This is a genomic window from Mesorhizobium vachelliae, from assembly GCF_033977325.1.
Taxonomy (GTDB): Bacteria; Pseudomonadota; Alphaproteobacteria; order Rhizobiales; family Rhizobiaceae; genus Mesorhizobium; species Mesorhizobium vachelliae.
Genome location: NZ_JAVIIR010000012.1, coordinates 156,721 through 170,905 on the forward strand (window position 1 = coordinate 156,721; position 14,185 = coordinate 170,905).

At 59.3% G+C, this 14,185-nt stretch carries 13 protein-coding genes and 1 pseudogene; 6 read left to right on the plus strand and 8 right to left on the minus strand.

The annotated features are described in order from the left end of the window. Window positions 1-416: 416 nt before the first annotated feature. The 4 genes and pseudogenes from RFM41_RS23885 to RFM41_RS23900 form a co-directional block, all read left to right on the plus strand. Window positions 417-670 (plus strand): annotated as a pseudogene (locus tag RFM41_RS23885) (transposase family protein); the annotation flags it as partial. Beyond that, window positions 664-810 (plus strand): hypothetical protein, encoded by a 147-nt coding sequence (locus RFM41_RS23890; RefSeq protein WP_320251631.1) that lies wholly within the window; start codon window positions 664-666, stop codon window positions 808-810. The pseudogene RFM41_RS23885 and the gene RFM41_RS23890, both read left to right, overlap by 7 nt. A gap of 187 nt (window positions 811-997) precedes the next feature. Further along, on the plus strand, window positions 998-1,222 hold the full coding sequence (locus tag RFM41_RS23895; protein WP_320251622.1) for a hypothetical protein: 225 nt from the start codon (window positions 998-1,000) through the stop codon (window positions 1,220-1,222). 149 nt (window positions 1,223-1,371) lie between these two features. Then, window positions 1,372-1,593 carry a hypothetical protein gene (locus RFM41_RS23900; RefSeq protein WP_320251623.1) on the plus strand — a complete coding sequence of 74 codons (222 nt, stop codon included), beginning with the start codon at window positions 1,372-1,374 and terminating at the stop codon, window positions 1,591-1,593. Window positions 1,594-2,195: 602 nt separating this feature from the next. Here RFM41_RS23900 and RFM41_RS23905 read toward each other — a convergent pair. From RFM41_RS23905 to RFM41_RS23915, 3 genes are all read right to left on the minus strand, one after another. After that, complete coding sequence (locus RFM41_RS23905) at window positions 2,196-2,342, minus strand: hypothetical protein (protein WP_320251633.1); 147 nt, start codon at window positions 2,340-2,342, stop codon at window positions 2,196-2,198. Between the two features lie 257 nt (window positions 2,343-2,599). Then, window positions 2,600-3,574 (minus strand): hypothetical protein, encoded by a 975-nt coding sequence (locus RFM41_RS23910; RefSeq protein WP_320251624.1) that lies wholly within the window; start codon window positions 3,572-3,574, stop codon window positions 2,600-2,602. A gap of 986 nt (window positions 3,575-4,560) precedes the next feature. Then, window positions 4,561-5,730, minus strand: a complete 1,170-nt coding sequence (locus tag RFM41_RS23915; protein WP_320251625.1) for an IS110 family RNA-guided transposase — start codon at window positions 5,728-5,730, stop codon at window positions 4,561-4,563. A gap of 1,819 nt (window positions 5,731-7,549) precedes the next feature. Between RFM41_RS23915 and RFM41_RS23920 the strand changes: the two genes are divergently transcribed. After that, window positions 7,550-8,560 (plus strand): putative bifunctional diguanylate cyclase/phosphodiesterase, encoded by a 1,011-nt coding sequence (locus RFM41_RS23920; protein WP_320252959.1) that lies wholly within the window; start codon window positions 7,550-7,552, stop codon window positions 8,558-8,560. A 283-nt stretch (window positions 8,561-8,843) separates the two neighbouring features. On the opposite strand, the gene RFM41_RS23925 is transcribed toward RFM41_RS23920, so the two are convergent. Both RFM41_RS23925 and RFM41_RS23930 read right to left on the minus strand, forming a co-directional pair. Beyond that, complete coding sequence (locus tag RFM41_RS23925; protein WP_320212921.1) at window positions 8,844-9,146, minus strand: DUF982 domain-containing protein; 303 nt, start codon at window positions 9,144-9,146, stop codon at window positions 8,844-8,846. Window positions 9,147-9,529: 383 nt separating this feature from the next. Continuing rightward, the gene (locus RFM41_RS23930) at window positions 9,530-10,315 is read right to left on the minus strand and encodes a GGDEF domain-containing protein (protein WP_320212922.1); all 786 of its coding nucleotides are present in this window, start codon (window positions 10,313-10,315) and stop codon (window positions 9,530-9,532) included. A gap of 1,076 nt (window positions 10,316-11,391) precedes the next feature. On the opposite strand from RFM41_RS23930, the gene RFM41_RS23935 reads away from it, so the two are divergent. Continuing rightward, complete coding sequence (locus RFM41_RS23935; protein WP_320252960.1) at window positions 11,392-12,342, plus strand: hypothetical protein; 951 nt, start codon at window positions 11,392-11,394, stop codon at window positions 12,340-12,342. Here RFM41_RS23935 and dgt read toward each other — a convergent pair. From dgt to RFM41_RS23950, 3 genes are all read right to left on the minus strand, one after another. Continuing rightward, window positions 12,293-13,240, minus strand: a complete 948-nt coding sequence (gene dgt / locus RFM41_RS23940) for a dGTP triphosphohydrolase (protein ID WP_320253017.1) — start codon at window positions 13,238-13,240, stop codon at window positions 12,293-12,295. The genes RFM41_RS23935 and dgt overlap by 50 nt on opposite strands. Before the next feature lie 411 nt (window positions 13,241-13,651). Next, window positions 13,652-13,876, minus strand: coding sequence for a hypothetical protein (locus RFM41_RS23945; protein ID WP_320252961.1), 225 nt, complete (start codon window positions 13,874-13,876; stop codon window positions 13,652-13,654). After that, complete coding sequence (locus RFM41_RS23950; RefSeq protein WP_320252962.1) at window positions 13,873-14,163, minus strand: ribbon-helix-helix domain-containing protein; 291 nt, start codon at window positions 14,161-14,163, stop codon at window positions 13,873-13,875. The genes RFM41_RS23945 and RFM41_RS23950 overlap by 4 nt, the downstream gene beginning before the upstream one ends. Window positions 14,164-14,185 lie beyond the last annotated feature (22 nt).

A 14,185-nucleotide genomic window follows, 5' to 3' on the forward strand; every position in this document is an offset into this window, starting at 1 on the left:
CTTCTTCTGCATGGTGCATTCCTTTTCCGTATGAGTACCTGAACTGGTTTGGCGGATGCCACTCCAGTCATGTTGCCGTACGCCAGGCTTTCTGGTGTCAGCACGCTGCAAGGGGGAACAGCAACTTTCGCGCCACATATGTAAAGGTGTTCGAAGAAACTCGGAAGTTCCATAGGGTCCAGTCGCTTATCGATAAAAGGCTCTCGCGCACGAGCCTCAACCCACAGGGCGTCACAATTGTCGTGTGTGGGACAATTGTTAGGTTTGTCCTGCCGCTGAACTGTCATCCAGGCGATTAGAGCCTTGGTAATTTCTTCTGCTTCAGCATGGTGATCTGAAGGCCCCGTAAAGTTAACTGACGGCTGATGAAGAATGTGCGTACATGGACGATGTCAGAAAGTTGCTCATGATCCGCTTATCGTCGCCACCGCTTTCCCGCCCGAGTTCATTGCGCACGCAGTATGGCTCTACTTTCGCCTTCCGCTCAGCCTGCGCACGGCAGCGTGTCGGCCCGCGGTATCATCGTCACGCATCACACCATTCGAAGCTGGGCCGAGAAATTCGGACGGCATTTCGCCCGGAGATCAAGCGACGGTCAGCCAGCTGCCTGGGCGACAAATGGCATCTCGACGAACGTGTGGTGGCCATCAATGGCAAGAAGCAGTGGCTCATCTCAGATCGGAGGAAGTTTTCCGGCTGTTCGGCGAAATGGCCAACGTCGGTCAGGTGATCTATCTCACCCATGAGCAGCACCTATGCGACATCGCCAAGGCGATCATTCCCAACGTTGCGATCCACGAGCTCGGGTAATTCAAACGGCATTGTGTCGTGCCTCATCTCGGCCGCTGGGTACCCCGTCGCCACTGCCTGAAGCGAACCTCGACAGGGCTGACTGTTCAAGGTGGCGCGCAGAGACGGAACGCGTGACATTGGATGCGACACGCCCGGGTCGCCGTTTCTAGGCTGGCCGCCCAACAGCGGAGGACGCTATCGCGCGTTGCCCAGGGGCACGTCGACCGAGGCGGACAACCCGCATGTGGTGATCCTCGACCACGCCTATTTCGACAATCTCTCGCCTGTCGTCGTGCAGGAGCTGGCGCTCGGCGGCCTGCCATCTAGCCACGGTGCTCAACGAGACGGTCGCGGCCGAGAAGTAGCCCGGCGGATTGACGCGCTTCCTCGACCAACGCCGAGCGCAGCCGGCATGTGCCAGTTCTACTGAGATTACGCCGATAGCCGATGCTATGATTTGAAGGTTTTGCTGAACCAACTTCGCGTTTCGTCCCGACAAGGAAGTCGCCGGCACTGAATCGAGTACTTTTCGATGGTGCGCGGCGCAACTGGTGATCAGGATTCCCGGCTCACTTACGGATGAACCAGAAAACGCAATTGAAGGAAACGGCCGGAGCGGCTCGTCAACGGCAGCGAGTCCGCCGCGCAACTGTCATCGCCAAATCTGGCGAAGATTGCCACCTCGCTTTGCGCGACACGCGCGAGCGCGTCGAGGTCGGTGTCGGAAATTTCGATGAGCTTGCCGATGCCGACGGATTCGGCGGTGCTCGCCTCATCTTTCGCGTCGCTTACGGTCGATGAGCCGGACCGTCGTCGGGCACCAGTGCCTGGGCCAAGGCCCTTGTCTCGTTGACTGAGGTCTGCAGCTTGGCCGCAATCTTGTCCGCCGAACTAGCAGCTGTCTCACCGTCCACGAATTCGAGGACCGTGCCTTGATGTTGGCGACGTCGACGCCGGCAGCGTCCGCGGCCACGGCATCAACAACCTTTGTCGCCTCCGCGCTCATGGCCGTCGCGACGGCGTCCGGTCCGCGCATGAGCGCCAGCGCTACCTCCGCTCAGGCCGGCGCGCGCGTAATCGCAGCCGTCAGCAGGTTCTGCACGAGCATCAGGCGTACCGTGGAGACGGGGCTCTGCGAATGCCACTCGTTCAGTGCTTCCCGCACTTCGCACCATTCCACCATTGGCGCGTCATGAATCGCACGCGTGCCACGAGCCAGTCGCGCGCAACGCGGTCCTTTGCCGACGAAGCAGAGGCAAAAGCGTATTATGCGGACGCCGCAAAGGGGGGAACTCCGGCTAGCGCGCTGCCGTTCACTCAGCAAATATAGGCGTCGAGCAGGAATTTCGACACCATTCGCCCAGGATGCCAGATCGCGCGGCATCACGCCTGGCTTGCACCGACTACGATCCAAATAGGATCACCGGCCAGCGGATGATGGTGTCGAGCTCGCGCACGACGCGCAGGCCCGACAGCGAGGTGTCGGCGATCAGCGCCAGACACTCCCACGTATAGCGCTGATCTACTTGACGGTAGCGACCGAGACTCAACGCCCCGCGTCAGATCGCTCTCTGCTTCTGAAGGAAGCCATTAGCTCGGCTCGGGACTGATCGGAGGCTTGGCTGATCGGCAGCGCGACTCCTGTGTAACAGCCCTATGACCGAGTCGGTGTTGGAGTGCCTCAGGTCGTCGAGGTGCAGCCTGCCTGGCTGCCGCCTTTGCCCCAGTCGCCTGACCAGCACCCGCGTGCCGTCAAGACTCCGCCGGGCGGCTCAACGACCAGCCCTCGGCACAGCTCGCACGACGGCTAGGAGCCCACCTGGAGCCCACCCGTATCACCCAGCAGCAGAACGGCTATAATTGCGATGTCTTTGTGCTCCAACGCCACTTTGGTGTCGCCCAGTAGTACGGCATCGTTGCCCGCAAAGTCCTTCACCAGACCGACCAGCTGCCCATCCTCAATCCGACCGTTGATTTGGCTCTGGTGGTTCTCGTCAAGCCATATGCTGAACTTGCGCAGCGCCGTTATATCGCCAGCAATCGAGCTTTCACCCACCTTGGCTGTTTTAGCGGCCTCGGCACGGTAGGCGGCAAAAAGCGCCTCGTCCGGGTGCTCGCGGCCGCGCTTGCGACTGCGCGTTTGCTGAACGACGGAAACCCGGTGCGGTGGCTCGGCCGGCATTGTATGGCGCGCGCCGGTCAGATCGCCCTGTTGATTGGCCGCAGGCCGATATGCGTCCGCGACGACGTGAGGGAGGCTCACACCATCGGGTGCGCTTCCAAATCCCGTAGCGGGCAGGTTGACCCGCGGCGGCGGGATGGAACTCAAAGCTTCGTAACCGTTCCCAATCGCCGCGCGGCTCCGCGGCTGATCGACACTTTGCGCGGGTGACTGGGCCACCCGCTCCGCATCCTGCCAGAACTGCGCCGAAGCGAAACTTGCAGCCGCAAACGGCCCGGCGCGGTCGGCGGCGGCAAAGAGCTCGTCCTGGTCAAAACTCTGCGCAGGTGAGTGAGCTGGTGGAGCAAAGGGCAAGTGCGAACCGCCTTCCCCGGCGCCCTCCTCTTGCAGCATCCTCGGTCCAACCGCATCTGCATTTGAGCCGGTCCGCCGCCTGGCAAGACGGCTGTTTGGAACAGCTTGCCGATGCTGGCCCGGCTGCAACGCGTTCAGATGCTCCTGAAAACGCGCCTGGTTGGTCTGCTGCTGTTGCGAGCCTGCATCGTCTGTGCGGGCGAAATCTGAGACGTGGGACCGATTGATATTGCTAAAGGGACCCATCGTATCTCCCTTGCCTGTTCCGAGCAGCTCAAGCCGCCCTGGCGGCTGGAAACTGTTCTGTGATGTAACGTCCGGAATTATCTGTTGCCGTGAGGGCCCGAGCCCAGAATTATCTGTCGTCGGCTGGGAGTAACCGGGGCAAAACCATAGCGGACCACCCGCTTCGGACCCGTTGCCGCAGGCGAGCTCCGCTTGGACGACTGCTCCATCCCGCTCGGCTTCAGCGTCGGCGCGGCGGTAGACCTTTCAGACGCCGTATCTCATCCCTCAGAACCGCATTAGCGGCGCGAAGCCCGGCGACCTCCGCCCGCAACTGCCACGATCACGTCGAGCAGGCCCGCAGGGGTCAGCGTTCGAGAATCGGGTGGCTCCGACATGGTCTGATGGAATCATGCCGCACGCCAAACCGCCACCCACCTCAACCCGACACGCCCGAGTCATAATGCCGCGTCCGCCACCGCTGTGCTAGATTTAGCGAAAAGGCTGTCCGGGAATTACCTGTATGGGGCTATGATTTGTCAAGCTTGATCCTGGTTCGTTTTCCTCATCTCCTTCTCGGCCCGATTGGCGACCATCTCCTCCTCCCGGGCCTTTGGGCCTTCTGACTGACCGCCGCGCGCAGTGACGGTCAAGGATGGCTGCAGGCCATCGCGAAGCGACTTGTCTTTGACGGTCACGAGCACGGCGGCAGGCTGCCTAGCCACGGGGTGGGGCCTTCCTGCGGGACCCATTGATGGATTCCGAGGCGAGCTCGCCATGAGCAGGCGCGGAGGTCGCGCGGCAGACTTGTATGCGGTGGATCCCGATGATCCGACCATGATGCAGCATGCGCATCGGTGGCGAAGCTCCGGGCGGCGGGCCCATTCTGAAACGCGGCTCAAAGACCATGTAATTCCTCGGGTTGCCGCCACCTCGGATCGTCATCAGCAAACCCTGCTAAAGGCCCGCCAATTGGGGTATGCGTTGTTCTCCTTTTCCACGTGCCCTCATGATGCCAAACGCAAGACGACGCCGTTCGGCACCTCGCCGGTGGTGACGAGACGCCACAGGGCGATCAAAAGCTTGCGGGCGAGTGCCACGATCATCGTCTTACGTGTGGTTTTGCGGCCGTCGCTCGTGCGCGCCTGGAACCATTGGGCGAGGTTGCTGTCCTTCTGGAAGCTCAGAAACCGCCACGCCAGTTGGATCATGCCGCGCCGCACGCGGGCGTTGCCGGCACGTGCCAGCCCCCTCTCACGGCGGCGCTGGCCGCTCTCGTCCGGCGACCCGGTGAGCCCGGCATAGCGCGCTACGGCGCGGCGGTCGCGCAAGCCGCGTGACAGGATCTCGTGGACCAACATGTCCGCCGTCTCGACGCCGATGCCGATGATGCGTGCGATAAGGCGAACCATCGCGTGCGGGTCGTTTTCCGCCGCCGGGCCGGTGGCGAGCTTGCGCTCCCGTTCCTGTTCGATGGCGCGGATCTGCTGGCGCACCAGGCTGAGCCGCTCGAGGAAACGGTGGAGCTCGGCGCGGGTGTTATGCGGCAGCGCCGTCCCCTCAGCTGTACGGATGGCCTCGAGCCTGTCCGCAGCCTGGCGCAGGCTCAACCGCAAGTGGCGGATGCCGAAGCGGGCGAGGATCGCCTTGATGCGGTTGACGAGCCGCGTCTGCTCGCCGACCAGGCGCTCGCGCTCGCGGCTCGGTCGCCGCGAGTCCTCCTCTTCCATGGTCGGGATCGCCGCCATGGTGCAATGGCGCTTTTCGCCGCGCAGCCAGCCAAGAAAGGCACGCATCAATAGCTCAGTGTCGAGGCGATCGGTCTTGGCGCGGCGGTGCTCGCGCGACACTGCAACGCTGGCGGGGTGGATGGTGTAGGCCTCGATGGCTTGTCCCCGCAGCCAGCGCGCCAACCAGAAGCCGTCGCCAGCCGCCTCATAGGCGACGGCGATGCGCTTGATCGGGTGCCCGGCCTGGCCGGCTTCGTCGCGCCAGCGCTGCAGCAGTTTCAACAGAGCTGGCGCATCGGCATCGAGCTTCTTGAGCGGCTGGCGCTTGAAGCCCGGAACCAGCGCGGCGACCAGCCACTTCGCCTTGCTCATTTCGATGACGGCGACGATCGTGTTATCTTGTTCAAGAGCGGTAAGGGACCGGCTCGCGTCAAAAGATTGCGACATGGGGACGCTCCTTCTGCTGGATGATCTTGGAGCGCCGAAGGATGCCACACCCTCGCCGCTCGCCCCATATCATCTGAAACACGCATTTCCAGAGGGCGGCACGAATTTTTTAGCACTCGATACCGGAGAGTGCTACCGATATGAATTCTTAGAGCTAATTGCGCGCAGTAAGAACCAGACAAAAAGGACTGGTCCAGTTTTCTGAAGGACCGTAGGCGTTCGTCAGTTCTTGGACAGTTAACCAGAGTAGCGTCTGGGGCCCATGCATACGTGATGCATGCACCTTAGGAGACTATGATGGACCCGAGCAACTTCAATCTATTTGGATTCGATCCGAACGCGTACTTCGCCTTGGCGGCGCAGCAGCAGGCGGGGCAGGCGGAACAACCTGAGGAGGCTGCGCAAGGCCACTTTGAGCAGCACCTCGAAGGGGCGGCCCAGCCGAACGTTCCGGATCATGGGAGGAGGTATAGGGCCGCCCCTGGAGACGAGGACCTCATCCAGAGCGCGGGTAATATGGAGTTGCAGAGATCTGGGCGTGCGGCCGTAGATCAGTTCCGTTCAGGCCTTCGGAAACTATCTGAAAGGCTTCACGACGTTTATGGGTTGTCTCTCTCTGGCCTCAGCTGCGAGTCGCTAAAGAGCTATGCTCGCACACTGTGCGCAGGTGAAAGCCAAGTCGTGAAGGGGCTGAACATGCTTAAGCGGTACCGTGGGACTTCCGGGGAGGGTTCGTCGCAGGCGGGCACTGGGAGGCGGTATCAGTTCGCTCCTGGAGACGATGACCTCATCCAGAGGGCGGGTGATTTCGCTCGGGCTGGTAACACTATAGCGGGTCATACCGTGGTCGAATATGGTTCCGGGCTCCGGAAGCTATCTGACAGGCTTCACAGCGTTTACGGCTTGTCTCTCTGTGGAGTCAGCGGCGAGGCGCTCAAGAATTATGCCCAGGAACTTTGTGGGGGTGACAAGCGGGTCGCGGCAGGGCTGCGCATGATTGAGAACTACCGTCAGACTCTTGGGGAGGGTACGTCGGGGGCTGCGGAGGGTAGCGCTAGACAGCCAGAGCACGAGTCGTCCCCGCCGCGGGTGTCGAGTTACAATCAAGACCAGCTTTGGGACTCGTATGATGCGGCGGAGGGAGGGTGGCGCGGCGCCTCTCCACCGCCCAGTCACAATTCGGCGGAGGTTTGGGCGGGCGTCGATCAATGGAACCAGGCGCCGCCCCAGAATTGGGGGGCCAACTCGTCGAGTTTTTGGCAGGGTGCGCCTTCACCGGCGCCCAGCGTCAATCAGCCAGGCCCATCGTGGGAGCAAGGCGCCGCAGCGTCGATCTTTGGGGCACCATACATGCCTTACGCGCCGCCTCCAGTGCCAGAGCTAAACATCTACGTCTCGGGCTGGCAACACGGCAATCAACGGGCGTCAATGGACCTGATGCGCGGAATGCACTACAAGGAAGTGTTGCCGAGCTCGTCTCGGCCGCAGACGAATTTCACCATTGACGGCGTGCCCTATACGGCGACATTGGGGCCGTCAGGTAGGCAAAACGACATTCGGGTCTCCCGAAACTGAACAAGTGATTGGCTACATTTTTGTCAAAGCTATTTAAAGTTGGACAAAGTAGCCAACTTATAAATGCGATTATTACTTCGTTCGCAAGTTACAATATTTGCAAAGTACGAAGACGCAAGCCGCCGACCGGATGGAGATGGTCAGGGTTGCCTAGCCCGGTCGGCGGCGGACGGCTCCAGCTGCAAGATAAACTGGCTTTGACATCCCGATCACTCCGCCGCTTCAGGTCGACGGCGCCGAGATAGTGATCGGCGCGAGTATCGGCGCTGCGCTGGTCCCGGACGGCGCCGCCGACATCGACAGCCTACTGAAATGCGCCGATCTCGCCCTCTGTCGAGCGAAGCAATCGGACAAGGGTACCTTCCGCTGGTTCGAAGCCGGGATGGACATGCGCCAGCGCGAGCGGCGTGCGCTGGAGATAGAGCTGCGCGGCGCCGAGATCGAACGCGAGTTCGAGTTGCATTGCCAGCCAATCATCCGGACGCAAACCGGAAAGCTCCGCGGGTTCGAGGCCCTGCTGCGCTGGCAAAATCCGCGCCGCGGCATGGTGTCGCCCGCGGATTTCATCCCGATCGCAGAGGAAACCGGCAAACTCGACGAACTCGGCCGCTGGGTATTTGCGATGGCATGCCGGGAGGCGGCAACCTGGCCGCGCGATCTGGTGCTGTCCGTCAACGTCTCGCCGGTGCAGTTCCGCAAAGGGAATCTCGTCGGAGGAGGACTGGCCCTGGCCGGCAGCGGGCTGGAGGCGCACCAGTTGGAGATTGAGATCACGGAGTCGGTGCTGCTGGCCGAGAGCAGCACCAACCTCGCCATTCTCAAGCAACTTCGATCGCTCGGCGTGCGCATTGCGCTCGACGATTTTGGCACTGGCTACTCCAGCCTGAGCTACCTCAGGCAGGTTCCATTCAACCGCCTCAAGATCGACCGGTCGTTTGTCCGCGAGATCGGCCGGTGTCCAGAGTCGCTCGCCATCGTCCGTGCCGTCATCGGCCTCGGCACCAACCTCGGCATCGATACCACGGCCGAGGGGCGGAGACGGTCGTGCAATTGGAGGCATTGCGCGCCGAAAAATGCGGCGAGTTGCAAGGGTTCCTGTTCAGCCCGCCGGTTGCCCGCAAGAGTGTCGCCTCCATCATCGGCGCGTATTTCGAAGAGACATCGCGTCTCGCGTAACGGGATCGCCGACCTGTGCTGTCGACAGCCTGCGTCCAGAGCAAGTGGCGATTGGATCGAACCATTCTGCGCGAATTGATTTGGGTCAGGTCGGGATTCGGCTAAGGTCCTACCCCGTCTGGCCGTCCCTGCCGTCGAAAGGTCACGAAGGACGCCATTCAGCGAGCTCCCGAGCAGCGGATATTAAGATCGCCTGACCTGCCTCGCCAGTCGCATCCGCTCTGCTTCAAGGCGATGAACTCGGCCATCGGCAAGGCGAGTGGCGCGCCGGCTGCGCCACAATGGAACTGGCGAATTTGTGTTGCGCCGGCTTCCAAGGCTCGGCGCTGCCTTCTTTCGACCAATCTCACCCAAGCGCCAGTCTACACCTGCACCTTTCCGCTTCCCGATTTGCAGGCAGCGACCCATTGCATCGCGGAGTTTGGGTCTTCCAAAATCCCGGCCCGTTTCGCAAAGCCGAGAAAGGCATTGTGGGCCGCGCCTATAGGCTTGTGCCCGTCGTGGGCGTCAAAGCACGCCCGAAGGGCGGTTTGATGGATCAAGTCTCTGCGATCTTCCGGCCATTCATCGAGAAAATCGATTGCGTCCGCAAGGCCGGCAATCTCTTGCACGATAACCGTGGCACGCCTCACGAAGATGGGGCTGCTGAAAACTTCGGCGTTCATTTCATTTCCTCCGACCTGCTGAACGGCTTGTCTGTGTAAGAGGCCACTGATCGAGGTCGGTTGCGACTATCGCAGCATGTGTTGTCACGGCGATGACGGCTTGATGGGAAGGAGCCGCGTCGCGCCCGAGGGAAATCATGGATTTCGTAGAGTGCCGCCTTTGCTGGGGGACAGCGGCGGATCATCGCAACCGACAACCGCCTTCGCGTTGAGGCAGCCTGGTACAAATCGAAGACTATAGCTTCCGATTGGCACGGCATCAGGAATTTGATGCGCTCCGTTTAAGGCAATTTGTTGCGGCGTGTGGCTCTCGTTTTGAACTCACGATGGTTGATTTACTGAGTAGCGCCGCACCCGAAGGAACCCGCCCGAAGCGAGGTCGGCTATGAAGTCACGACTCGGAATCTGGTTGCTTCGTAGTCGAACGAAACGCGGTTCCGGCCACGCTGTTTCGCTTCAAAAATGCATCGTTCTGCTGTGCGAAGGATATCCTGACTATCTGCATTGGGAGGGATTTCCGCACCCCCGATGCTGACAGTCACCTTTAGATCGTCCTGTTGTCCTTTGATCCAGGGCATCCCTTCGATAAGACGGCGGATGTTCTCCGCCATGGTCATTGCCTGCTCTTTGCGGACCCCTCGCAGCAGGACCCCGAACTCTTCGCCCCCAAGGCGCCCAATTGAATCGCCAGGGCGCGTCAGATAGACAAGCGCTTTTGCGATTCGAACCAAGGCCTCGTCACCTTTGGAATGTCCGTGCTTGTCATTGAACAAGGCGAAGTGATCGGGGTCGATAACGAGAAGCGTGTCGTATTCACCCTCATCGCGCTTCCTGTCCATCCTTGCCATGAATCCGCCGCGGCTAAGAAGCCCCGTCATCGGGTCGTGGCTAGTCACGAACGCCAGCCTGTCGTGGGTCTCTCTCAGGGCTGCATACGACTTCTCCAACTTGTCACAGGTGTCTTGGATGGTTTCCGACTGGGCGAAGATGTAGGCGCCGACGGGCATTCCAATCAGGATGGGAATGAGGGTGCATTCCACCCAGCTCAGCCAATCGATCGGCATGTGCAAGGCGAGTCTTGCCGTGAACGACAGAGCAAAGGTCGCGACGATTGCAATTATCGTCACGACTATTGATTTGCCTAGAATACGCTTGGCGCGAGGCGTCATGTTGTTTCTTTGGAGATTGGCACTGTTTCTTTAGCTAGAGGCTCTGAAAGAGCCGTTACCAAGTCAATTAAGATTATTCTGAAACTAGAAGGGCGAGAAAAGAGGTGCTGTCATCTGCGGTCGGGAACGCGTGCAAACGTAGGACAGCGCGGCGAATTTTAGCAACGCTTAAAATGCGAGTTTTTCGGATCTGCTGGCGTTAGTTTTCGGATGCTAATCCACGCTGCATGGATGGTGATCGTTGAATATGCGCGGCCTAGGCTGGATTAGAGAAATACGATTGACGGAGGCTCAGCAGATGCGCGATCGGATAGCTTTGCTCGAATCCGAATTGATCAATGCGGCTGGTTCCAAAGGCAAATCCAATCTGCTTAACGTAGGTCACCAGCTTCGTTCGCAAAAGGCTAGGTTGGAACGCCTGGAACAATGCATAGCCTGGATGCCGAAGCGACTCTGACACCGCGCAACCCCGATCCAAGGAAAGTCGTCCGCGGATTTTGGCGATGCCGGCAGGTTCGACGCGATCTGAGACCGTGAAGAGGGTGGCGGTTTTCTGGAAATTTCTGCAAATTCCAGACTGCCTTTTATGCGACTTTCGAAGCACAAAAGACGAACATCGAAAAGGGTGGCCTGACCAGCGCCGCCGTCGCAAAAATTATCCAAACCGCTGATAAGTCGGGGACAAGCGGCGAGATCCAGCGCCTGCCGTTATCCGGCAGAACGATATCGGTCGCGATTGAACTGAGACCTATCGCTAATGCAACTGACACGTCTGGAGCTTTATAAGCGCGTCTGTGACAGGCCGCTGAGCAAAGTCGCCCCGGAGCTCGGAATTTCCGGCACAGTGCTGGCCGCCATGCAAGCAATATGGGGTCCCTTACCCTGGATCGGGCTACTGGACCCGCAAGTCCCTCGGCCTTGCGGCAGAGCTGCCGACGCTTGCGGAGGCATCGGATGAAACCATCGAGATTACGCCGTCAGCCCCAAAGCCACGGCGCAAGAGGACGCCGGAAGAAATCGCAGCACGCAAAGCCAGGCGCGCCGCGAAACCTGATCGGCCAGCACATCATCCGCTATTGTTCGGTGTCGAAGAGCATTTTCGAAAAACGCGGGACGTCAAAGACGGCGAGTTCCTCAGACCCTACAAAAGGATCCTGCCGGATCTGATTTCTTCTGAAGCTGCGCTGTTGCGCGCACTCTCGATCGCCAATGACCTCTATCTCGCGCTGCATAAACAAGGGTACCGGGTTCACATCGCACAAGCCGCCGATGACCTCCATCGCATCCACATCAAGGAACAGGAGGTGGAGCGAAAGGATCGCAAATACGGGCGCTATCACTCCGGAAGCATCTGGGCTCCGGACCGGCCGACCGTCTTCTATATCGACACGGTGCCAATCGGGCTCGCTCTCACCGAGATGACCGAACGAGTGTCGATGCGATACCTCAATGGTGAGTATCATCGCGAAGACAGCAGGCTCATCCGGTCAGCCAAGCCCTGGCAGCTGACGCATTCCTGGACGACAGACCAGGACATGCCGTCGGGACGCTTTCGGGTCGTTGTCTATTCGCCGAAAGGGGGCGTCGATTGGTCCGTTAGCTGGCAGGATACGGAGCAGGAGACACTCGGCAAGCTTATCCCAAGAATCGTCGAGACCGTGAAAGGGGTCAAGGATAACCTCCAACGCCTTATGACCGCTGCAGATGAGGCCGAGGCGAAGAGAAAAAAGGAGCGAGAGGAGGAGTGGGAGCGCTACCTAAGGCAAGAGGATGCCCGGAAAACAGCTCAGGCTCTTGCAGACAGCCGTGAACAACTTGCGGAAATTATCGACAGGTGGGGAAGAGCGATGACCGTAGAGCGCTTTTTCGCGGACGCGGAAGAGCGCCTGAAGAGTACAGACGACGAGCGGCGGCAGCGCCTGGAAGAGCGCCTGTCGCTCGCGAGGGCAATGATGGAAAGTGTGGACCCGCTGGATTTCATAGAAAATGGGCCGTCAATCCTGCCTCCTTCCAGCCGGATCGCCTAAGATCTTCATAGACTGGCAATATGCCCGTCATCACATTCCATATGATCTTGCGTCCAGAGATTTCGAGCTCAGTCTTCCGGCGAGCTGTAAAGACCTCATCTTTTGAAACTTTCTTCATCCGTTCGAACAGTGATTTCATGCTGCAGATGTCCGCGAGTGACCATGAGAAACTCCCGCTCATGATGGCGGCGTAGTTTTCCTTGAATGCTTCCACGCAACTCTCTACCGCCTTTCCGATGCTGATAGCACGCAGCATCGCGATGTTTTCAGCCTCGGTATATGTGGAAACATCTCGGTTCGGCTTACCAGCTGCTTCGTACAGTATATCTCTCACGACGTCGTACCCCACTTCGCCAGTCGTAAAAGCATCCTCAAGGTCTACTATGTTGTAACAGATGTCGTCAGCCGCCTCGACAACGAACACCAGCGGATGACGTCGCCACCACGTTTTATCGCCCTGATTCTCCACCACCAGACCCAGAGTGCTGGCGGCGCCGCGGAACGATTCAAGTTCACTGTCGAAGATACCGAACTTCTTGAGGCCCACGTATCCCGCGGCCGTTCCCGATGCCGCGGACTCACGCGTGGATGCCGTGACAGGATATTTCGTGAACGCCCCCAATGTGGCCTTGGAAAGCCGCATCCCACCATCATTCCGATACATCTCCAACCGGCACAAGATTCGGAACCCCTGTGCATTCCCTTCAAAGTTCTTGAAGGCCAGCTGCCTATCGCTTGGGACCTCACTGATCAGGTCATTTGAACTAGAGAATTGATCGGCAAACCAGTCCCCCATGGCCTCCTCGCCAGAGTGGCCGAATGGAGGGTTCCCGATGTCGTGAGCGACACATGCCGCCTGCACAATATTCGCGAGACTATGCGCCTCTCCGGCCTCAATCTCGTTCTCCTACTCGAGCCAGTTTCCAATCGCCATCGCCAGCGAGCGGCCAACGCTCGCAACCTCGACGGAGTGGATAAGCCTGTGGTGCACGTGATCGTGCTCGTATAGCGGTTGCACCTGCGTCTTATTTGCAAGCCGCCTAAACGGTGCAGAGAATATGATCCGATCGTAGTCCTGCACAAAGATGGAACGATTTGGCTTCGCCTGGTAACCAGTGTCTCCCAAACGTTCGCTGCTGAGCAAGTGTTCCCAATCCATGAGCATTCCCCTCCCATCCCTACCCGAATTCAGCTCGGCGGCATCAAGCCTGATCATAGTATTCTGCGCTCTGAAAATTACTCAGAGTTGAAACGTGATCGCCTTCGCCAGATGGCTGAAGCAGATAATTTGAAACAAGCGACCTTAGGTTCACTTCGCTTTAGCTGACCCGGTCACCATGCCAAGTGATTTTGGCTCCGACTGTGGGGTGCGAGTGTCGGGCAAACTAGCCTGATCGGTGTTCGCGTTGTTGCCCCGTTCGAAAGTTAGGCCATAGGGTCCGATCTCCAGCCGATACCCAGATCCAGCGGCAATCACCACCAGCAAGATCAGCGCAGTAACCAAGACCAGCCTGTTGACGTCCAGTTTTGTCACTTGGTGTCGTCCCCGAGCGTCTGAAGCCACCAAGGAGTGCGCCGCACGAATGTACCGTTCTCGTTGACGTAATCATTGTTGAACGCGCGAAGGGCAGCGCTAAGGGCGTCTGACCGGCTCATATTGAATCGTTGCGCGGTCTCATCGAGTATGGCCAAGTCGTCTTCGGCGAGACGAAACGAGATGATTTTTTTGCTCATACCAAGAGCGTAATCGCCATTGGTAAATAAAGAATAAACTTTGTAATACGCGAAGGTCGGTGTTGCCATTGCCAGCTTGGGCAGCAATTCTGCGCCAGCGAGCCGATAC

What these genes read in the sequence shown, in the direction of transcription:
- RFM41_RS23900 (WP_320251623.1), top strand. Translation starts at nt 1,372, where the DNA reads ATGAACCAGAAAACGCAATTGAAGGAAACGGCCGGAGCGGCTCGTCAA.
- RFM41_RS23910 (WP_320251624.1), bottom strand. Translation starts at nt 3,574, where the DNA reads ATGGGTCCCTTTAGCAATATCAATCGGTCCCACGTCTCAGATTTCGCC.
- RFM41_RS23915 (WP_320251625.1), bottom strand. Translation starts at nt 5,730, where the DNA reads ATGTCGCAATCTTTTGACGCGAGCCGGTCCCTTACCGCTCTTGAACAA.
- RFM41_RS23925 (WP_320212921.1), bottom strand. Translation starts at nt 9,146, where the DNA reads ATGAACGCCGAAGTTTTCAGCAGCCCCATCTTCGTGAGGCGTGCCACG.
- RFM41_RS23930 (WP_320212922.1), bottom strand. Translation starts at nt 10,315, where the DNA reads ATGACGCCTCGCGCCAAGCGTATTCTAGGCAAATCAATAGTCGTGACG.